Source organism: Longimicrobium sp., assembly GCA_036389795.1.
GTDB lineage: Bacteria > Gemmatimonadota > Gemmatimonadetes > Longimicrobiales > Longimicrobiaceae > Longimicrobium.
The window spans coordinates 27639-50853 of record DASVWD010000146.1; the positions used below are offsets into that span (position 1 = coordinate 27639).

Genomic DNA, 23215 nt, shown 5'->3' on the forward strand with positions numbered 1-23215 from the left:
CGCGGCCGGTCCGCGCGGCCACGCTACACCCACGAGCCCGTCCGGGCTCCTCCTCTTTCGAGCTCCGTTCCACCCAGCCCTTCCCATCGCACCCATGACGCTCTCGCTCGAACGACTGGCCCTGCTGCCGCACTTCTTCGGCCGGGAGGGGATCCGCGGGCCGGAGGACCTCGGGCTCATCCGGGTCGAGCGTACCGGCGAGCTGCCGCTCTCCTTCGCGCAGCAGCGGCTGTGGTTCCTCGACCAGCTGGAGCCGGGGAGCGCGGCGTACAACGTCCCCGTGGCGCTCCGGATGCGCGGCCGGCTGGACGCGGCGGCGCTGGCGTCGGCGCTCACGGAGGTGGCGCGGCGCCACGAGGTGCTGCGCACCACCTTCCGCGTGGGCGCGGGCGGCGAGCCGGTGCAGGTGATCGGCGAGCCGGCGCCGCTGCGCCTCCCGGTGGTGGATCTCTCGGCGGTGGACGCGGCGGCGCGCGAGGCCGTGGTGGAGCGGCTGGCGCGCGAGGAGGCGGCGCGGCCGTTCGACCTCGCCCGCGGGCCGGTGCTGCGCTGCACGCTGCTGCGGCTGGAGCCGGCCGAGGCGGTGGGGCTCTTCACCATGCACCACATCGTCAGCGACGAATGGTCGGTGGGGCTGCTGGTGCGCGAGGTGTCGGCGCTCTACACGGCGCGGGCGCGCGGGGAGGATGCGCGCCTCCCCGAGCTGCCGGTGCAGTACGCGGACTACGCGGCGTGGCAGCGCGACCGGCTGCAGGGCGAGCTGCTGGAGCGGCAGCTGGCCTACTGGCGCGAGCGGCTGGCGGGCGCGCCGGCGGTCATCGACCTGCCGACGGACCGCCCGCGCCCGGCCGTGGCGAGCGAGCGCGGCGCGCGGCACGCCCTCGCGCTCTCGCCGGCGCTGGCCGCGCGCCTGCGCGAGGTGGGCCGCCGCGAGGGGGCCACGCTCTTCATGACGCTGCTGGCGGCCTGGCAGGCGCTCCTCGCGCGCTACGGCGCGGGCGAGGACGTGGTCGTCGGCACGCCGGTGGCCGGGCGCACGCGGCTGGAGACGGAGGGCCTGATCGGCTTCTTCGTGAACATGCTGGTGATCCGCACCGGGGTGGAGGGCGATTCCACCTTCCGCGAGCTCCTGGGCCGGGTGCGCGAGAACGTGCTCGGGGCCCAGGCGCACCAGGAGCTGCCGTTCGAGCGGCTGGTGGACGAGCTGGCGGTGGAGCGCACGCTGGCGCACACGCCGCTCTTCCAGGTGATGTTCACCCTGCAGGCGCCCGCGGCGGACCGGCTGGAGCTGGAGGGGCTGGAGATCGAGGCGCTGCCGCCGGACAGCGGGGCCACGCCGTACGACCTGTCGCTGCTGCTGGGGGAGGAGGGCGAGGGGCTGGCCGGCGGGCTGGAGTACCGCGCGGACCTGTTCGACGCGGCGACCGTGGCGCGCATGGCCGGGCACCTGGTGCGGCTGCTGGAGGCCGTGGCGGCCGATCCCGACGCGCGGCTGTCTGACGTCGACCTGCTGGACGAGGCGGAGCGGCGGCGGGTGGTGGAGGAGTGGAACGCGACGGAGCGCCCCTCCCCGCGCGACCGCTGCGTGCACGAGCTCTTCGAGCGGCAGGTGGCCCGCACGCGCGGCGCGGCGGCGGTGGTCTACGACGGCGGGGTGCTCACCTACCGCGAGCTGAACGCGCGCGCCAACCGGCTGGCGCGCTACCTCCGGCGCATGGGCGTGGGCGCGGAGGTGGTCGTCGCGATCTGCCTCGAGCGCTCGCCGGAGCTGATCGTGGCGATGCTGGCGGTGCTGAAGGCAGGGGGCGCCTTCCTGCCGCTCGATCCCGCCTATCCCCGCGAGCGGCTGCTGTACCTCCTGGAGGATTCCGGCGCGCGCGTGCTGCTGACGGACACGGCGCTGCGCGAGCGGCTGGGGGACGGGGCTCCCCGGCGCACGACGGTGGTGTGCCTGGACGAGAAGCGGGAGTCGATCGCGCGCCGCCCCGCGTGGAACCCGCACGGCCGGGCCGGCGTCCGCAACCTGGCGTACGTCATCTACACCTCCGGCTCCACCGGCCGTCCGAAGGGCGTGGCCGTCGAGCACGGGAGCGTGTCCGGCTACGCGGTGGAGATGGCGCGGCTGCTGGAGCTGGGCGAAGGCGAGCGGATGCTCCAGTTCGCCTCGCCGGGCTTCGACGTGGTGATCGAGGAGGTGTTCCCCGCGCTGGTGAGCGGCGCGGCCGTGGTGGTGAGCCGTGCCGAGCTGCTGGAGCCGGCGGAGCTGGCGCGGGTGGTGGACGAAGCGTCGGTGAGCGTGATGGAGCTGCCGACCGCCTACTGGCACGAGTGGGTGCGCACGCTCTCCGAGGACGGGCTCCGTCTGCCGGGGACCCTGCGCCGCGTGCTGATGGGCGGCGAGCGGGTGCTCCCGGAGCGGCTGCGGGCCTGGCGGGAGACCGGATGCGAGCTGATCCACGTCTTCGGCCTGACGGAGACGACGGTCACCACCAGCATCCACCGCCTCCCGGCGGGCCAGGACGCGGGGGAGGGCGAGCTTCCGATCGGCAGCCCGATCGCCAACCAGCGCGTCTACGTGCTGGACGCGGGGCTGCGGCCGGTGCCCGTCGGCGTTCCCGGGGAGATGTACATCGGCGGCGAGGGGGTGGCGCGCGGCTACCTGGGACGGCGTGCGCTGACGGCGCAGCGCTTCGTCCCCGACCCGTTCTCCGCCGACCGCGGCGCGCGGCTGTACCGGACGGGCGACCGGGCGCGCTGGCGCGCGGACGGGGAGCTGGAGTTCCTGGGGCGCGCCGACGAGCAGGTGAAGGTGCGCGGCTACCGCATCGAGCCGGGGGAGATCGAGAGCGTCCTCACCGGCCATCCCGCCGTGGGCGAAGCCGTCGTCGTGGCGCGCGAGGACGTGCCCGGCGACCGCCGGCTGGTGGCGTACGTGGTGGCGCGCGACGGGACCCGGCCGGAGCCGGGCGCGCTGCGCGCGCACCTCTCCCGGCGGCTCCCCGACTACATGGTGCCGGGCGCGTTCGTGGTGCTCGACCGCATCCCGCTCACGCCGAACGGGAAGGTGGACCGCCGCGCGCTCCCCGCGCCCGAGCACGACCCGTCGCGCGACGAGGCGTACGCCGCCCCGCGCACGCCGACGGAGGAGGTGCTGGCGGGGATCTGGGCGGAGGTGCTGGGGCTGGAGCGGGTGGGGGTGGAGGAGAACTTCTTCGCGCTGGGCGGTCACTCGCTGATCGCCACGCGGGTGACGTCCCGCGCGCGGGAGGCGTTCCGGATCGAGCTGCCCCTGCGGGCGCTCTTCGAGGCGCAGACCGTGGCGGGGCTCGCCGCGCGCGTGGATGCGCTGCGTGGCGCGGGCGCCGGGGTGCAGGCGCCGCCGGTCGTCCCCGTCCCGCGCGACGGCGAGCTGCCGCTCTCCTTCGCCCAGCAGCGGCTGTGGTTCGTGGACCAGCTGGAGCCCGGGAGCGCGGCCTACAACATCCCCGTGGCGCTCAGGATGCGCGGCGGGCTGGACGCGGCGGCGCTCGCCTGGGCGCTCACGGAGGTGGTGCGGCGCCACGAGGTGCTGCGCACCACCTTCGGCGTGGGCGCGGACGGGCGAGCGGTGCAGCGGATCGCGGGTCCCGCGCCGGTGCCGCTGCCGGTGGTCGACCTCTCCGCGCTGGGCGAGGCGGAGCGCGAGGCCGCGGTGGAGGGGCTGGCGCGCGAGGAGGCGGCGCGGCCGTTCGACCTGGCGCGGGGGCCGGTGCTGCGCGGCGCGCTGCTGCGGCTGGAGCCGCGCGAGGCGGTGGGCCTCTTCACCATGCACCACATCGCGAGCGACGAGTGGTCGGTCGCGCTGCTGGTGCGCGAGGTGTCCGCCCTCTACGCCGCCCGGATCCGCGGCGAGGAAGCCCGTCTCCCCGATCTGCCCGTGCAGTACGCGGACTACGCGGTGTGGCAGCGGCGCTGGCTGGAGGGCGAGGTGCTGGACCGCCAGGTGGCGTACTGGCGCCGGCGGCTGGCGGGCGCGCCCGCCGTGCTGGAGCTGCCGACCGACCGCCCCCGTCCCGCGGTGGCGGGCCCGCGTGGCGCGAGCCACGGCTTCGCGCTCCGGCCGGAGCTGTCGCGCGCGCTGCGCGAGCTCGGCCGGCGCGAGGGCGCCACGCTGAACATGGCGCTGCTGGCCGCGTGGAGCTCGCTCCTCGGCCGCTACGGCGCGGGCGAGGACGTGGTCGTAGGGACGCCGGTGGCGGGACGCACGCGGCTGGAGACGGAGAGCCTGATCGGCTTCTTCGTCAACACGCTGGTCATCCGCACCGGGCTGGAGGGCGACCCCACCTTCCGCGAGGTGCTGGCGCGCGTCCGCGAGGGGGTGCTGGAGGCGCAGGCGAACCAGGACGTCCCCTTCGAGCGGCTGGTGGAGGAGCTGGAGGTGGAGCGCAGCCTGGCGCACACGCCGCTCTTCCAGGTGACGTTCTCGCTGGAGCAGCAGTCCGCGGGCGAGGGCGAGCTGCGGCTGGAGGGGACGGAGATCGAGCCCGTCGCCTCCAGCAGCGGCATCGCGAAGTTCGACCTCGCGCTGGGGCTGACGGAGCTGGGTGACCGCGTGGAGGGCGCGCTCGCGTACCGCGAGGAGCTCTTCGACGCCGCCACGGTGCGGCGGATGGCCGGGCACCTGGTGCGCCTGCTGGAGCAGGTCGCGGCGGACCCCGACGTCCGCCTGTCGGAGCTGGAGCTGCTGGACGAGGGCGAGCGGCGGCAGGTGCTGGAAGCGTGGAACCCGTCGGAGACCATCGTCCCCGAGGGCACGCTTCACGAGCGGTTCGCCGAGCAGGCGGCGCGCACGCCGCACGCGCCGGCGCTCACCTTCGGCGCCCAGACGCTGACGTACGCCGAGCTCGACGAGCGGTCCGGCCGGCTGGCGCGCCGCCTCCGCGGGCTGGGCGTGGGCCCGGAGACGGCGGTGGCGCTGTGCGTGGAGCGCTCGGCGGAGCTGGTGGTGGGGATCCTGGCCATCCTGAAGGCGGGCGGCGCGTACGTGCCGCTGGACCCCGGCTACCCGGCGGACCGGCTGCGCTACACGCTGGAGGACGCGCGCGCGCGGGTGCTGCTGACCCAAGCGGCGCTCCGCGCGCGGCTGGAGGAGGTGGCCCCGTCCATTTCCGTCGTCTGCCTGGACGTGGCCGAGCCCGGTGACGAGGCGGAATCGCAGCTGGACCCGGCCGGCGGCGCGGCGGCGCAGAACCTGGCGTACGTGATCTACACCTCCGGCTCCACGGGCCGTCCCAAGGGCGTGCAGGTCACGCACGGCCATGTCCTGCGCCTGATGCAGGCGACGGAGCCGTGGTTCGGCTTCGGCGGGGACGACGTGTGGACGCTCTTCCACTCCTCCGCCTTCGACTTCTCGGTGTGGGAGATCTGGGGCGCGCTCCTCTACGGGGGCCGCCTGGTGGTGGTCCCCTTCGAGGTCTCGCGCGCGCCGGACGAGTTCCGCGCGCTCCTGTCGCGCGAGGGCGTGACGGTGCTCAACCAGACGCCCTCCGCCTTCCGCCAGCTGATCGAGGCGGACCGGACGATGGGCGACGAGGCCGGTCCCCTGGCGCTGAAGTGGGTGATCTTCGGCGGCGAGGCGCTGTCGCTGGAGGCGCTGCGGCCATGGATCGAGCGGCACGGCGACGACCGCCCGCGGCTGGTGAACATGTACGGGATCACCGAGACCACCGTGCACGTCACCTATCGCCCGATCCGCCGGGAGGACGTGGAGCGCGGCGAGGCGAGCGTGATCGGCGTGCCGATCCCCGACCTGCGGCTCTACCTGCTGGACGGGGCGCTGCGGCCGGTGCCGCTCGGCGTGCCGGGGGAGATCCACGTCGGCGGCGCGGGCGTCTCGCGCGGCTACCTGGGGCGGCCCGCGCTGACGGCGGAGCGCTTCGTCCCGGACCCGTTCGGCTCCGTGCCCGGCGCGCGCCTCTACCGCTCGGGCGACCTGGCGCGGCGGCGGGGCGACGGCGAGCTGGAGTACCTGGGGCGCGGCGACCAGCAGGTGAAGGTGCGCGGCTTCCGCATCGAGCCGGGCGAGATCGAGCGCGTGCTCCTCAACCACCCCGCCCTGCGCGAGGCCGTGGTGACGGTGCGCGAGGACGTCCCCGGCGACCAGCGGCTGGCCGCGTACCTGGTGCCCGACTCCGAGCGCGCCGGCACCGTGGGCCGGCTGCTGCGGCTGCAGGCGGGCGGCCGCCTGGCCGGGCATCCGGTGAGCGTGATGCCCAACGGAATGCCGGTCGTGTCGCTGAACCCGCACGAAACCGAGTTCCTCTACCGCGAGCTCTTCGAGCAGGGCGGCTATCTCGGGGCCGGCGTCCACCTCCCGGCCGACGCGGTGGTCTTCGACGTGGGCGCCAACATCGGCCTCTTCACGGTCCAGGTGGCTCGGCTCCGCCCCGGCGCCACGGTCTACGCCTTCGAGCCGATCGCGCCCGTGTTCGAGGTGCTCTCGCTGAACGCGGAGCTGCACGGCGTCCGGTCGCGGCTCTTCCCGTGCGGCATCGCGGAGCGGCCCGGACGGGCGGAGTTCGCGTACTATCCCCACGCTTCCGTCCTCTCGGGCCAGCACGCGAGCGCGGCCGACGAGCGCGGAGTGGTGCGCTCGTTCCTGGTGGGCACCGCCGACGCGCCGGTGGACGCGGACGCGCTGGAGGAGCTGCTGGACGAGCGGCTCCGGGTGGAGCGCTGCGAATGCGAGCTGCGGACCCTCTCCGACGTGATCCGGGCCGAGGGCGTGCGCCGGATCGACCTGCTGAAGGTGGACGTGGAGAAGAGCGAGCTCGAGGTGCTGGAGGGGCTCGCCGACGAGCACTGGCCGCTGGTGCGGCAGGTGGTGCTGGAGGTGCACGACACCGACGGGCGGCTGGACCGGGTGCGCTCGCTCCTGGAGAGCCGCGGGTACGCGGTCGCCATCACCCAGGACAGCGCGCTCGCGGGCACGCCGCTCTTCGACGTGCGGGCCCGCCGCCCGGAGATCGCGGCCGAGGCCGCGGACGCGGACCCGGGCGCGGCCGGGGACGAGCGCTGGGAGGTGCCGGCCGAACTGGCGGCGACGGCGCGGCGCTGGTGCCGCGACCGCCTCCCGGACTACATGGTCCCCGGCGCGTTCGTCGTCCTGGACGCGCTCCCGCTGACGCCGAACGGCAAGGTGGACCTCCGCGCGCTCCCGGCGCCGGAGGGCGCGGCGGCCGGGCGCCCGTATGCGCCGCCGCGCACCGCGGCCGAGGAGGTGCTGGCGGAGATCTGGGGCGAGGTGCTGGGGGTGGAGCGCGTCGGCGTCGACGACAACTTCTTCGAGCTGGGCGGGCACTCCCTGATCGCCACGCGCGTGGTCTCGCGGGCGCGGCACGCCCTCGGGGTGGAGGTGCCGCTGCGCGCCGTCTTCGAGGCGCAGACGGTCCGCGCGCTCGCCGGGCGCGTGGAAGCGCTGCGCGGGACGGGGGAAGAGGCGCCGCCCATCGTCCCCGCCGGGCGCGACGGCGACCTGCCGCTCTCCTTCGCGCAGCAGCGGCTCTGGTTCATCGACCGGCTGGAGCCGGGGAGCGCCGCCTACAACCTCCCCGTGGCGCTCCGGCTGCGCGGCGAACTGGACGCCGGCGCGCTGGAGCGGGCGCTCACCGAGGTGGCGCGGCGCCACGAGGTGCTGCGCACCACCTTCAGCATGGGCGCGGACGGCCAGGCGGTGCAGGTGGTCCACGCTCCGGCGCCCGTGCGGCTGCCGGTCGTCGACCTGTCGGGGCTGGACGGGGTGGAGCGGGAGAGGTGGGCCGAGCGGCTGTCGACGGAGGAGGCGTCGCGCCCCTTCGACCTGGCGCGGGGGCCGGTGATGCGCTGCGCGCTGCTCAGGCTGGGCGCGGCGGACTCCGTCGTCCTCTTCACCCTGCACCACATCGCCAGCGACGGCTGGTCGATGGAGATCCTGCAGCGCGAGGTGACGGCGCTGTACGGGGCGTACGCGCGCGGCGAGGATCCGCGCCTCCCCGAGCTCCCCGTGCAGTACGCGGACTACGCGGTCTGGCAGCGGCGCTGGCTGGAAGGGGAGGTGCTGGAGCGCCAGGTGGCCTACTGGCGCGATCGGCTGCGCGGCGCGCCGGCCGTCCTGGAGCTCCCGCTCGACCGTCCGCGCCCCGCCGTGGCCGACGGGCGCGGCGCGAGCCACGGCTTCGCCCTCCCGGCGGAGCTGTCGCGGGCGCTGCGCGAGCTCTCCCGCCGGGAGGGCGCCACGCTGTACATGACGCTGCTGGCGGCCTGGCAGGCGCTCCTGGCCCGCTGCGGGGCGGGCGACGACGTCGTGGTGGGGACCCCGGTCGCGGGGCGCACGCGGCTGGAGACGGAGGGGCTGATCGGGTTCTTCGTCAACACGCTGGTCATCCGCACCGGGCTGGAGGGCGATCCCACCTTCCGCGACCTGGTCGGGCGCGTCCGCGAGCGGGTGCTGGAGGCGCAGGCGCATCAGGACGTGCCCTTCGAGCGGCTGGTGGACGAGCTGGACGTGGAGCGCAGCATGGCGCACGCGCCGCTCTTCCAGGTGCTCTTCACCTTCCGGCAGGCGGCGCCCGGCGACGGCGAGCTGCGGCTGGGTGGGGCGGAGATCGAGCGCGCCGCCGCCGACAGCGGGACGGTGCAGTTCGACCTCACGCTGGGGATGGGCGGCTCCGGCGACCGGCTGGCGGGGGCCATCTCCTACCGCGCCGGGCTGTTCGACGCGGCCACCATCGAGCGGATGGCCGGCCACCTGGTGCGCCTGCTGGAGCGGGCGGCGGCGGATCCCGGCGCGCGGCTCTCGGAACTCGAGCTGATGGACCAGGCCGAGCGCGGGGTGCTGGAGGGGTGGAACGCCACGGAGCGGGACCTGGGCGCGGACGTCTGCCTGCACCGGCTGGTGGAGGCGCAGGCGGCGCGCACGCCGGACGCCGTCGCCGTGGTCTTCGAGGGCGAGGCGCTGAGCTACCGGGAGCTGGACCGGCGCGCCAACCAGCTCGCGCACCACCTGCGGCGCCACGGGGTGGGCCCGGAGGTGCGGGTGGGGATCTGCGCCGAGCGGTCGCCGGAGCTGGTGGTCGCGCTCCTGGGCGTGCTCAAGGCGGGCGGCGCCTACGTCCCCGTCGATCCCGGCAACCCGGCGGAGCGCATCGCCTACATCCTCCGCGACTCCGCCGTTCCCGTCCTCCTCACCCAGGCGCGGCACCTGGACCGCCTCCCGCCGCTGGAGGCGCGGACGCTCTGCCTGGACGCCGGGTGGAGCGAGGTGGCCGGCGAGCCGGAGAGCGCGCCGGAGGCGGGGGTGACGCCGGACCACCTGGCGTACGTGATCTACACCTCCGGGTCGACCGGCCGGCCCAAGGGCGCGATGAACGCGCACCGCGGGGTGGTGAACCGGCTGCGGTGGGGGCAGGAGCGGTACGGGCTGGGCGCGGGCGACGCGGTGCTGCAGAAGACGCCGGTCACCTTCGACGTCTCCGGGTGGGAGTTCTACTGGCCGCTGATCGCGGGCGCGCGCCTGGTGCTGGCGCGGCCGGAGGGGCACCGCGACCCGGCGTACCTGTCGGAGGTGATCGGGCGCGAGCGGGTGACGGTGGTGCACTTCGTCCCGCCGATGCTGCGGGCGTTCCTGGAGGCCGGCGACCCGGCGCGCTGCGCGAGCGTGCGGCGGGTGTTCTGCAGCGGCGAGGCGCTGCCGCGCGACCTGGTGGAGCGCACGCTGGAGGCGCTCCCCGGGGCGGAGCTGCACAACCTGTACGGCCCCACCGAGACGGCGATCGAGGTGACGCACCACGACTGCGCGCCCGGCGCGGGCCCCGTGCCGATCGGGCGGCCGATCGCGAACACGCGGATGCACGTGCTGGACGCGGCGCTCCGCCCGCAGCCGCGGGGAGTGCCGGGCGAGCTGTTCATCGCCGGGGTGCAGGTGGGGCGCGGCTACCTGGGGAGGCCGGCGCTCACGGCGGCGGCGTTCCTCCCGGACCCGCACTCGCCGGAGCCGGGGGCGCGGATGTACCGCACCGGCGACCGCGCGCGCTGGCTCTCCACGGGCGAGCTGCAGTACCTGGGGCGCATCGACTTCCAGGTGAAGGTGCGCGGCTTCCGCATCGAACTGGGCGAGATCGAGAGCGTGCTCCTGCGGCACCCCTCCGTGCGCGAGGCCGTCGTGGCGGCGCGCGAGGACGGGCTGGGGGAGAAGTGGCTGGCCGCCTACGTGGTGGCCGAGCCGTGGCCGGGGGTGGAGGCGCTGCGCGCGCATCTCTCGGCGCGGCTCCCGGAGTACATGGTCCCGGGCGCCGTCGTCCCGCTCGACGCGCTCCCGCTCAGCCCCAACGGCAAGGTGGACCGGCGGGCGCTGCCGGCGCCCGAGCGCGCGGCGGAGCGTCGGTACGTGGCGCCGCGCACGGCGGCCGAGGAGGTGCTGGCGGAGATCTGGGGCGAGGTGCTGGGCGTGGAGCGGGTGGGGGTGGAGGACAACTTCTTCGGCCTGGGCGGCCACTCCCTGGTCGCCACGCGCATGGTGTCGCGGGTGCGGGAGGCGTTCGGCGTGGAGGTGCCGCTGCGCGCGGTGTTCGAGGCGCAGACGGTCCGCGCGCTCGCCGGCCGCGTGGCGGCGCTGCGCGGGACGCCGATGGACGTGCCGCCGGTCGTCCCCGTGCCGCGCGACCGCGAGCTGCCGCTCTCCTTCGCGCAGCGGCGGCTGTGGTTCATCGACCGCCTGGAGCCGGGGAGCGCCGCGTACAACCTCCCGGTCGCCCTGCGTCTGCGCGGGGAGCTCGATCCCGCCGGCCTGGCGTGGGCGCTCACCGAGATGGTGCGGCGCCACGAGGTGCTGCGCACCACCTTCGCCGTCGGCGCCGGCGGCGAGCCGGTGCAGGTGGTGCACGAGCCCGCCCCCGTGCGTCTGCCGGTGATCGACCTTTCCGCCGTCGATCCGGCCCGGCGCGGCGCGCTGGTCGAGCGGCTGGCGAACGAGGAGGCGGCGCGGCCGTTCGACCTGGCGCGCGGGCCGGTGCTGCGCTGCGCGCTCCTTCGTCTCGGCGATGCGGAGTCGGTGGTGCTCTTCACCATGCACCACATCGCCGGCGACGGCTGGTCGATTGAGATCCTGCAGCGCGAGGTGACGGCGCTGTACGACGCGTGGACGCGCGGTGAGGACGCGAATCTTCCCGAGCTGCCGGTCCAGTACGCCGACCACGCGGTGTGGCAGCGGCGCTGGCTGGAAGGCGAGGTGCTGGACCGCCAGGTGGCGTACTGGCGTCGGCGGCTGGACGGCGCGCCGGCCGTGCTGGAGCTGCCGCTGGACCACCCGCGGCCGGCGACGACCAGCGGGCGCGGCGCGAGCCACGGCTTCGCGCTCCCGCCGGAGCTGTCGCGGGCGCTGCGCGACCTGGGCCGCGGCGCGGGCGCCACCCCGTACATGACGCTGCTGGCAGCGTGGCAGGCGCTCCTGGCCCGCTACGGCGCGGGCGACGACGTGGTGGTGGGGACGCCGGTCGCGGGACGCACGCGGCTGGAGACGGAGGGGCTGATCGGCTTCTTCGTCAACACGCTGGTGATCCGGACGCGGCTGGAGGGCGACCCCACCTTCCGCGAGGCGCTGGCGCGGGTGCGCGAGGGGGTGCTGGAGGCGCAGGCGCACCAGGACGTCCCCTTCGAGCGCCTGGTCGACGAGCTGGAGGTGGAGCGCAGCCTGTCGCACACGCCGCTCTTCCAGGTGCTGTTCACCTTCCGGCAGGCGGCGCCCGGCGACGGCGAGCTGCGGCTGGGCGGGACGGAGATCGACACCCTCGCCTCCGACAGCGGGACGGCGAAGTTCGACCTCACGCTGGGGATGAGCGACTTCGGCGGGCACGTCGCGGGGTCCATCTCCTACCGCGCGGAGCTGTTCGACGCGGCCACGGTGGAGCGGATGGCCGGCCACTTCGTGCGCCTGCTGGAGCGCGCGGCGGCGGCCCCCGACCTCCGCCTCTCGGAGCTGGAGCTGCTGGGCGACGCGGAGCGGCGCCTGCTGCTGGAAGCGTGGAACCCGGCGGAGACGATCGTCCCCGAGCGCACCCTGCACGAGCGGTTCGTCCTGCAGGCGGCGCGCACGCCGGACGCGCCGGCGGTCACCTTCGGCGCCGAGACGCTGACGTACGCCGAGCTGGAGGAGCGGTCCGGCCGCCTGGCGCGCCGCCTCCGCGGGATGGGGGTGGGCCCGGAGACGGCGGTGGCGCTGTGCGTGGAGCGCTCGGCGGAGCTGGTGGTGGGGATCCTGGGCGTGCTGAAGGCCGGCGGGGCCTACGTGCCGCTGGACCCCGACTACCCGGCGGACCGGCTGCGCTACACGCTGGAGGACGCGGGCGCGCGGGTGCTGCTGACGCAGGCGGCGCTCCGCGCGCGGCTGGAGGAGGCGGCCCCGTCCATCTCCGTCGTCTGCCTGGACGCGGCCGAGACCGGTGACGAGGCGGAATCGCAGCTGGACTTGGCCGGCGGCGCGGCGGCGGAGAACCTGGCGTACGTGATCTACACCTCCGGCTCCACGGGCCGTCCGAAGGGGGTGCAGGTCACGCACGGCAGCGTCCTGCGGCTGATGCAGGCGACGGAGCCGTGGTTCGGCTTCGGGGAGAGCGACGTGTGGACGCTCTTCCACTCCTCCGCCTTCGACTTCTCGGTCTGGGAGATCTGGGGCGCGCTCCTCTACGGCGGCCGCCTGGTGGTGGTCCCCTTCGAGGTCTCGCGCGCGCCGGAGGAGTTCCGCGCGCTCCTGTCGCGCGAGGGCGTGACGGTGCTCAACCAGACGCCCTCCGCCTTCCGGCAGCTGATCGAGGCGGATCGCGCGACGGGCGAGGAGGCCGGTCCCCTGGCGCTGAAGTGGGTGATCTTCGGCGGCGAGGCGCTGTCGCTGGAGGCGCTGCGGCCGTGGATCGAGCGGCACGGCGACGACCGCCCGCGGCTGGTGAACATGTACGGGATCACCGAGACCACCGTGCACGTCACCTATCGCCCGATCACCCGCGAGGACGTGGAGCGCGGCGAGGCGAGCGTGATCGGCGTGCCGATCCCCGACCTGCGGCTCTACCTGCTGGACGGTTCGCTGCGGCCGGTGCCGCTGGGCGTGCCGGGGGAGATCCACGTGGGCGGCGCGGGCGTCGCGCGCGGCTACCTGGGGCGTCCCGCGCTCACGGCGGAGCGCTTCGTCCCCGATCCGTACGGCTCCGTGCCCGGCGCGCGCCTCTACCGCTCGGGCGACCTGGCGCGGCGGAGCGGCGACGGCGAGCTGGAGTACCTGGGGCGCGGCGACCAGCAGGTGAAGGTGCGCGGCTTCCGCATCGAACCGGGGGAGATCGAGGCGGCGCTGCTTCGTCATCCGGGAGTGCGCGAGGCGGTGGTGCTGGCGCGCGAGGACCGGCCCGGCGAGAAGCGGTTGGTGGCGTACGTGGTGGCGGACGCGTGGCCGGGCGCGGATGCGCTCCGCGCGCACCTCTCGGCGCGGCTTCCCGACTACATGGTCCCCGGCGCGCTGGTGGAGCTGGACGCGCTGCCGCTCACCCCCAGCGGCAAGGTGGACCGGCGGGCGCTGCCGGCGCCCGAGCTCGCGGCGGAGCGTCCGTACGTGGCGCCGCGCACGGCGGCCGAGGAGGTGCTGGCGGAGATCTGGAGCGCGGTGCTGGGCGTGGAGCGCGTCGGCGCCGAGGACAACTTCTTCGAGCTGGGCGGACATTCGCTGGTCGCCACGCGGGTGGTCTCGCGGGCGCGCCACGCCTTCGGGGTGGAGCTGCCGCTGCGCGCCGTCTTCGAGGCGCAGACGGTCCGCGCGCTGGCCGCGCGCGTGGAGGCGTTGCGCGGCTCCGAGGCGGAGGCGGACGCGCCGCCGATCGTCCCCGTCCCGCGCGAGGGCGAGCTGCCGCTCTCCTTCGCCCAGCAGCGGCTGTGGTTCGTGGACCAGCTGGAGCCGGGGAGCGCGGCCTACAACATCCCCGTGGCGCTCAGGATGCGCGGCGGGCTGGACGCCGTTGCCCTGGCCTGGGCGCTCACCGAGGTGGTGCGGCGCCACGAGGTGCTGCGCACCACCTTCGGCGCCACGGCGGACGGGCGGGCCGTGCAGCGGATCGCAGATCCCGCGCCGGTGCCGCTGCCGGAGGTCGACCTCTCCGCGCTGGACGAGGCGGAGCGCGAGGCCGCGGTCGAGCGGCTGACGCGCGAGGAGGCGGCGCGGCCGTTCGACCTGGCGCGGGGGCCGGTGCTGCGCGGCACGCTGCTGCGCCTCGACGCGGCGGAGTCGGTGGTGCTCTTCACCATGCACCACATCGCGAGCGACGAGTGGTCGGTCGCGCTGCTGGTGCGCGAAGTGTCCGCGCTCTACGCGGCGCGGGTGCGCGGCGACGAGGCCCGTCTCCCCGACCTCCCCGTGCAGTACGCGGACTACGCGGCGTGGCAGCGGGAGCGGCTGCGGGGCGAGCTGCTGGAGCGCCAGCTGGGCTACTGGCGCGAGCGGCTGGCGGGCGCCCCCGCCGTGCTGGAGCTGCCGGCCGACGGCCCGCGCGGCGCGGTGGCCGGCAGCCGCGCCGGGACGCACGGCTTCGCGGTGCCGGAGGCGGTGGGCGCCGGGCTGCGCGCGCTCGGCCGCGGCGAGGGGGCCACGCTCTTCATGACGCTGCTGGCCGCGTGGCAGGTGCTGCTCGGCCGCTACGGCGCGGGCGAGGACATCGTCGTCGGCACGCCGGTGGCCGGGCGCACGCGGCTGGAGACGGAGGGGCTGATCGGCTTCTTCGTCAACATGCTGGTGATCCGCACCGGGCTGGGCGGCGACCCCGCCTTCCGCGAGGTGCTCGGGCGGGTGCGCGAGGGGGTGCTGGAGGCGCAGGCGCACCAGGACGTCCCCTTCGAGCGGCTGGTGGACGAGCTGGCGGTGGAGCGCAGCCTGGCGCACACCCCGCTCTTCCAGGTGCTGTTCACCCTGGAGAACGCCGACCCGGCGGAAGAAGGGCGCCTGCGCCTCCCCGGGATCGAGGTGGAGGCGCTGGGCGCAGCCTCGCAGGCGGCGCGGTACGACCTCACCCTGCGGCTCACCGCGGAGGGCGACCGGATCTCGGGCTCGGTGGCGTACCGCACCGACCTCTTCGAGGCGGAGACGATCCGGCGGCTGGCCGGGCACTTCGTCCGCCTCCTCGAGGAGGCCGCAGCGGAGCCCGGGCGCCCCCTGTCGCGGCTGGAGCTGCTGGGCGAGGCCGAGCGCCGCCAGCTGCTGGTGGAGTGGAACGAGACCGACCTCCCCCTCCCGGAGGACCGCTGCGTCCACGAGGGGTTCGAGGAGCAGGCGCGGCGCACGCCGCACGCCGTGGCGGTGGAGTGCGAGGGGCGGAGCCTGACCTACGCGGAGCTGAACCGCCGCGCCAACCGGCTCGCGCACCTCCTGCGGCGCCACGGCGTCCGCCCCGACGAGCGGGTGGCGCTCTTCCTGGAGCGCTCGCTGGAGCTGGTGGTGGGGCTCCTGGGCGTGCTGAAGGCCGGCGCCGCATACCTCCCGCTGGAGGTGGAGTATCCGCCCGAGCGGGTGTCGTACATGCTGGCCGACTCCGCCGTGCGGGTGGTCCTCGCCCACGGCGCCGCGGCGGACCGCCTCCCGGAGTCCGGCTGCACCGTGCTGCGCCTGGACGCGGAGATGGAGATCCCGGCGCCGGGAGCGGACGGCGGAACGTCCGACGACCATGATCCGCGGCCGGCGGCGCTGCCCGGGAACCTGGCGTACGTGATCTACACGTCGGGCTCCACGGGCCAGCCGAAGGGCGTCGGGATCGAGCACCGGCAGATCCTCAACTACGTCCACGGGGTCTCGCGCCGCCTGGGGATCGACGGCCAGGCCAGCGCCGCCATGGTGCAGCCGCTGACGGTGGACTCGTCGCAGACGGTCATCTTCCCCTGCCTGGCGACCGGCGGGCGGCTGCACGTGGTCCCGCGCGAGCGCGCCGTCGACCCCGTCGCCCTGCGCGACTGCCTCCGCGCGAACCCGGTCGACCTGCTCAAGATCGCCCCCTCGCACCTGGCCGCGCTGCAGGCGGTGGACGACTGGCGCTCCCTCCTCCCCCGCCGCTGGCTGGTGATCGGCGGCGAGGGATCGAAGGCGGCGTGGGTGGACGAGCTGCGCCGGGCCGCGCCCGAGGTCGCCCTCTTCAACCACTACGGACCCACCGAGACCACCGTCGGCGTGCTGATGCACCGGGCCGGCGCGGCGGCGCCCGGCCGCCGGCCGATCGCCACGCCCACCGGGCGGCCGCTGGCCAACACCCGCGTCTACGTCCTGGACGGCGCCATGGAGCCCGTTCCCGCCGGGGTGGCGGGGGAGCTGTACGTGGGCGGCGCCAGCGTGGCGCGCGGCTACCTGGGCCGCCCCGCGCTCACGGCGGAGCGCTTCGTCCCCGACCCCTTCGGCGCCGTGCCGGGCGGGCGGCTGTACCGCACCGGCGACCGCGTCCGCTGGCGCAGCGACGGCGAGCTGGAGTTCCTGGGGCGCCTCGACTTCCAGGTGAAGATCCGCGGATACCGCATCGAGCCGGGGGAGATCGAGGCCGTGCTGCGCCGGCACCCCGCCGTGCGCGAGGCCGTGGTGGTGGCGCGCGAGGACGCCCCCGGCGACCGGCGGCTGGCGGCCTACGTGGTCGCGGACGGAGACCCCGGCGCCGGCGCGCTGCGGCAGCACGCGCAGGCGCACCTGCCGCCGTACATGGTCCCCTCCGCCTGGGTCTTCCTCCCCGAGCTGCCGCGCACCGAGCACGGCAAGCTGAGCCTCCGCGCCCTCCCCGCCCCCGACGCCCAGCCGGCCGCCGGCTCCGTGGCGCCGCGGACGGCGATGGAGGAGACGCTGGCGGGGATCTGGGCCGAGGTGCTGGGGATTGAGCGGGTGGGGGTGCACGACACCTTCTTCGAGCTGGGCGGCGACTCCATCCTGAGCATCCAGGTGGTGGCGCGCGCCCGCCGCGCCGGCCTGCGCATCACCCCCCGCCAGCTCTTCGAGCACCCCACCGTCGCCGGGCTGGCGGAGGTCGCCGTGGCGGTGGACGACCGCCCCGCCCCCGGCGCGGCGGACGGGAGACTGGTGGCGCCGGGCGACGCCGCCGCGCGGCTCGGGCCCGACGCCGAGGACGCCTATCCGCTGGTCCCGCTGCAGGAGGGGATGCTCTTCCACACCCTCTACGAGCCGGGGACCGGGGCGTACGTGTCGCAGTTCCGCTACGACCTGCACGGCGAGCTCGACGTGGAGGCGTTCCGCCGGGCCTGGCGGGGCGCGGCCGGGCGGCACACCGTGCTCCGCACCGGCTTCACCTGGGAGGGCGTCCCCGAGCCGCTGCAGGTGGTCCGCCGCGAGGTGGAGGTGCCGCTCCTGGTAGAGGACTGGCGCGGCGTGGAGGCCGGGGAGCGGGCCGCGCGCCTGGACGCCTGGCTCGCCGCCGACCGCGCCCGCGGCTTCGACCCCGCGCAGGCGCCCCTGATCCGGATGGCGCTCTTCCGCACCGGCGAGGCCGACCACCACCTGGTCTGGACGCACCACCACCTGGTGCTGGACGGGTGGAGCGTGATGCTGCTGCTCCGCGACGTGGTGGCGCTCTACGGCGCGCACGCCGCGGAGCGCGAGCCGTCGCTCCCGCCGGCGCGGCCGTACCGCGACTACGTCGACTGGCTCGGGCGGCAGGACCCCGGCCAGGCGGAGCGGTACTGGCGCGAGGCGCTGGCGGGGTTCCGCTCCCCCACGCCGCTGGGAATCGAGCGGGCGGGGGGCGCGGGGGAGGGCGGCCACGGCCACCTCGACCTGCGGCTGGGGCGCGCCGAGACCGGGGCGCTGCAGGCCTACGCGCGCCGCCACGGGCTCACCCTCAACACGCTGATGCAGGGGGCGTGGGCGCTCCTCCTCTCCCGCTACTCCGGCGAGGCGGACGTGGTGTTCGGGGCCACGCTCTCCGGGCGGCCGGCGGAGCTGGCGGGGGTGGAGGAGATGGTGGGGCTCTTCATCAACACCCTCCCGGCGCGGGTGCGGGTGGCCGAGGAAGAGCCGGTGGCCGACTGGCTGCGGCGGCTGCAGTCGGAGCAGGCGGAGCTGCGCGAGCACGAGCACTCCCCGCTGGCGCAGGTGCAGCGCTGGAGCGAGGTGCCGGCCGGCACCCCGCTCTTCGAGACCATCCTCTCCTTCAACAACTACCTCCCCGGCGCGTCGTCGCCGGGCGGCGAGGGCGGCGGGCCGCTCCGCATCGAGGGGCGCGCGGGGCTGGACCAGACCAACTACCTGCTCACCGTCACGGCCGGGCTGGACGACGTGCTGAGCGTGCGGGCGGGATACGACGCGGGCCGGCTGGACGGCGAGGCCGTGCGGCGCCTGCTCGCCCACTTCGGCCGCGCGCTGGAGCGGATCGCCGCCTCCGGCCCGGAGCTGCGCCTCTCGGAGATCGAGCTGCTGGACGATGCGGAGCGGCGGCGGGTGCTGGAGGAGTGGAGCGGGGCGGGGGAGGAGATCCCCGCCGGGTGGTGCCTGCACGAGCGCTTCGCCGAGCAGGCGCGGCGCACGCCGGGCGCGGTGGCCGTGGAGTGCGAGGGGCGGCGCCTCACCTACGCCGAGCTGGACGCGCGGGCCGGGCGGGTGGCGCGGGCGCTCCGGCGCCGGGGCGTGGGCCCCGAGGAGCGCGTGGGCGTCTGCGCGGAGCGCTCGCTGGACCTGGTCGTCTCGCTGCTGGCGGTGCTGAAGGCGGGGGCGGCCTACGTCCCGCTGGACCCGGGGTACCCGGCGGAGCGGCTGGCCTACATGGTGGCCGACGCGGGGGTGCGGCGGGTGCTGGCGCAGGGCGGGCACGGGGCGGAGCTGGCGGGGAGCGGCGCGGAGCTGCTGGAGGTGGAGCGCCTCGCGGAGGAGCCGGAGGGCGAGGCCCCGGCCGACGCGCCGGCCGCGCCCGACAACCTGGCGTACGTCATCTACACGTCGGGGTCGACGGGGCGGCCGAAGGGGGTGATGATCACCCATCGCCACGTGGCGCGGCTCTTCGCGGCCACCGGGCCCTGGTACGGCTTCGGGGCGGACGACGTGTGGACGCTCTTCCACTCCTTCGCCTTCGACTTCTCGGTGTGGGAGATGTGGGGCGCGCTGCTGCACGGCGGGCGGCTGGTGGTCCCCTCCTACGAGGTGAGCCGCACCCCCGAGGCGTTCCACGCGCTGGTGCGCGACGCCGGGGTGACGGTGCTGAACCAGACCCCCTCGGCCTTCCGCCAGTACGCGCGGGTGGAAGGGGAGGCCGCCGCGCGGGGCGAGCCGCGGGCCGAGGCGCTCCGGCTGGTGGTCTTCGGGGGCGAGGCGCTGGAGATGAGGTCGCTGCGCCCGTGGTACGCCCTGCGGGAGGAGGACCGCCCGCGGCTGGTGAACATGTACGGGATCACCGAGACCACGGTGCACGTCACCTACCGGCCGCTGGGGGTGGGCGACCTGGAGGGGGGGAGCGTGATCGGCGCGGCGATCCCGGACCTGCGGCTCTACGTGCTGGACGCGCGGCTGCGGCCGGTGCCGGCGGGCGTCCCCGGCGAGCTGCACGTGGGCGGCGCCGGGCTCGCGCGCGGCTACCTGGGGCGCCCGGGGCTGACGGCGGAGCGCTTCGTCCCCGACCCGTTCCGCGGCGGGGGAGGGCGGCTGTACCGGACCGGCGACCGGGTGCGCTGGAGCGCGGACGGGGAGCTGGAGTTCGTGGGCCGCGTGGACGAGCAGGTGAAGGTGCGCGGCTTCCGGATCGAGCCGGGGGAGATCGAGGCGGTGCTGGCCGGGCACCCGGCCGTGGGGGAGACGGTGGTGCTGGCGCGCGAGGACGCGCCCGGCGACCGGCGGCTGGTGGCGTACGTGGTGGGGCGGGAGGGTGCCGAGCCGCGGCCGTCCGAGCTGCGCGCGCACCTCTCCGGGCGGCTCCCCGACTACATGGTCCCCTCCGCGTTCGTGGTGCTGGACCGCATGCCGCTCACCCCCAACGGCAAGGTGGACCGCCGGGCGCTCCCCGCGCCCGAGGCCGCGCGGCCGGAGGCGGGGGCGGGGTACGCGGCGCCGCGCACCTGGGCCGAGGAGGTGCTGGCGGGGATCTGGGCCGAGGTGCTGGGGGTGGAGCGGGTGGGCGTCCACGACAACTTCTTCGAGCTGGGCGGCGACTCCATCCTTTCCATCCAGGTGGTGTCGCGCGCCCGCGCGGCGGGGCTGCGGATCACCCCGCGGCAGCTCTTCGAGCACCCCACGGCGGCGGAGCTGGCCGCCCGCGCGGGGGTGGAGGGCGCCGCCGACGCCGAGCAGGGGCTGGTGGAGGGGCCGGTGGAGCTGACGCCGATCCAGCGCTGGTTCTTCGACCGGGCGCTCCCGGCGCCGCACCACTGGAACATGTCGGTGCTCTTCGAGGTGCGGCGGCGCCTGGACCCCGCGGTCCTGGAGCGGGCGGTGGCGCGGGTGGCCGCGCACCACGACGCGCTGCGCATGCGCTTCTGGCGCGAGGGCGGCGAGTGGCGGGCGGAGAACGGCGGGGCGGCGGCGGGGGAATGGACGAGCCGCGTGGACCTGGCGGGGCTGGACGAGGCGGAGCAGAGCGGGCGGATCGAGGCGGAGGCCGAGCGGCTGCAGGCGAGCCTCTCGCTGGAGCGGGGGCCGCTGCTGCGCGTGGTGCTCTTCGACCGCGGCGCCGAGCGGAGCGGCCGCCTCCTGGTGGTGGTGCACCACCTGGTGATGGACGGGGTGTCGTGGCGCGTGCTGCTGGAAGACCTGCAGCAGGCGTACGAGCGGCTGGCCCGGGGCGAGGCCGCGGGGCTCCCGCCCAAGACCACCTCGTTCCGGCGCTGGGCCGCCCGGCTGGCGGAGCACGTGGCCGCGGGCGGCTTCGCGGACGAGCTCCCCTACTGGCTCGCGGAGGCGCGCCGGGGGGTGCCGGCGCTCCCGGTGGACTTCCCCGGCGGGGCCAACCCCGAGTCGCGGACGCGGCAGGCGCGGGTCGCGCTGGAGGCCGAAGAGACGCGGCGGCTGCTGCAGGAGGTGCCGCGCGCCTACCGGACGCAGATCAACGACGTGCTGCTGGCCGCGCTGGCGCGGGTGCTGGGGCGCTGGACGGGAGACGAGCGCGTGCTGGTGGACGTGGAGGGGCACGGCCGCGAGGAGATCCTGGACGGGGTGGACCTGTCGCGGACGGTGGGGTGGTTCACCACCATCTACCCGGTGCTCCTGGACCTGCGCGGCCGCGAGGGCGAGGGCGAGGCGCTGAAGGCGGTCAAGGAGCAGCTGCGCGCCGTCCCCAACCGCGGGATCGGCCACGGCGCGCTGCGCTGGCTGGGCGCCCCCGAGGTGCGCGAGTCGCTGGCGGCGATGCCCCGGGCGGAGGTGCGCTTCGAGTACATGGGGCAGTTCGACGGGAGCCTGCGCGAGGAGGGGCTGCTGGGGCTGGCCCCGGAGTCGGCGGGGACGGGCACGGACCCGCGGGGCGAGCGCCCCTACCTGCTGGTGGTCAACGGCGCGGTCCTGGGCGGGCGGCTGGAGGTGAGCTGGAGGTACGGCGAGGGGGTGCACCGCCGGGAGACGGTGGAGGCGCTCGCGCGCGAGTACGCGGCCGAGCTCCGGGCGCTGGTCGCCCACTGCACGTCGGACGGGGCCGGCGGACGCACGCCGTCGGACTTCCCGCTCGCGCGGCTCTCGCAGGACGAGGTGGACCGGGTGGTGGGGAACGGGCGCGAGGTCGAGGACGTGTACCCGCTGGCCCCGCTGCAGGAGGGGCTCCTCTTCCACACGCTCTACGAGCCGGGGAGCGGGGCGTACGTGGGGCAGTTCGGCTACCGGCTGCAGGGCGAGCTGGACGTGGAGGCGTTCCGGCGCGCGTGGAGCGGCGTGGTGGAGCGGCACGCGGCGCTCCGGACGGGCTTCACCTGGGAGGGCGTCCGCGAGCCGCTGCAGGTGGTGCGGCGCGCGGTGGAGGTGCCGCTCCTGGTGGAGGACTGGCGCGGGGTGGACGCGGACGAGCAGGCCCGGCGCCTGGACGCCCGGCTCGCCGCCGACCGCGCCCTGGGCTTCGACCCCGCCCGGCCCCCGCTGATGCGCCTGGCGCTCTTCCGCACGGGCGACGCCGCGCACCACCTGGTCTGGACCTGCCACCACCTGCTGCTGGACGGGTGGAGCATGCCGCTCGTCCTCCGCGACGTGGTGGCGCTCTACGGCGCGCACGCGGCGGGGCGCGACCCCGCGCTCCCGCCGGCCCCGTCGTACCGCGGCTACATCGCGTGGCTCGAGCGGCAGGAGCTGGGGGGCGCGGAGCGGTACTGGCGCGCGGCGCTGGCCGGGTTCCGCTCTCCCACGCCGCTGGGGATCGAGCGGGGGCAGAGCCGCGGGACGGGCGGGTTCGGGCGGCGCGAGCTGCGGCTGGGGGCCGGCGAGGCCGGGGCGCTGCAGGCGTGGGCGCGCCGCCACGGGCTGACGGTGAACACGCTGGTGCAGGGGGCGTGGGCGCTCCTCCTCTCCCGCTACTCCGGCGAGGCGGACGTGGTGTTCGGGGCCACCGTCTCCGGGCGGCCGGCGGAGCTGGCCGGGGTGGACGAGACGGTGGGGCTCTTCATCAACACGCTCCCGGTGCGCGTGCGGGTGGGCGAGGACGAGCGGATGGTGGACTGGCTGCGCGCCCTGCAGGCCCGGCAGGCGGAGCTGCGCGAGCACGAGCACTCCCCGCTGGCGCAGGTGCAGCGCTGGAGCGAGGTGCCGGCCGGCACGCCGCTCTTCGAGACCATCTTCGCCTTCGAGAACTATCCGCGGCGGGAGGCGCCGCTGGAGGAAGGGGGGCGGGCGCGGCTCGAGGTCGAGATCCAGGAGAGCGTCGAGCAGAGCGACTACCCCTTCGCCATGACCGTCACGCGGGACGCCGGCCTCACCTTCCGCACCGTGTTCGACCGCGGCCGGTACGAGGACGAGGCGGTCGCGCGGCTCCTCGGCCACCTCGCCGGGCTGCTGGACCGGATCGCGGCCTCCGGCCCGGAGTTGCGCCTGGCCGACGTGGAGCTCCTGGGCGGCGCGGAGCGCCGGCGGGTGCTGGAGGAATGGAACCGGACGGAAGCCGGGTACCCCGCGCACCGCTGCATCCACCATCTCTTCGAGGAGCAGGCGGAGCGGACGCCGGACGCCGTGGCCGTGGTCAGCGGGGAGGAGTCGCTGACCTACCGCGCGCTGGACGAGCGGGCGAACCGGCTG

1 protein-coding gene is annotated in these 23215 nt (G+C 76.1%); it reads left to right on the forward strand.

From position 1 onward, the window contains the following. Positions 1–94: 94 nt before the first annotated feature. On the forward strand, positions 95–23215 hold a 23121-nt coding region (locus VF746_20255; GenBank protein ID HEX8694770.1), incomplete at its 3' end, for a non-ribosomal peptide synthase/polyketide synthase.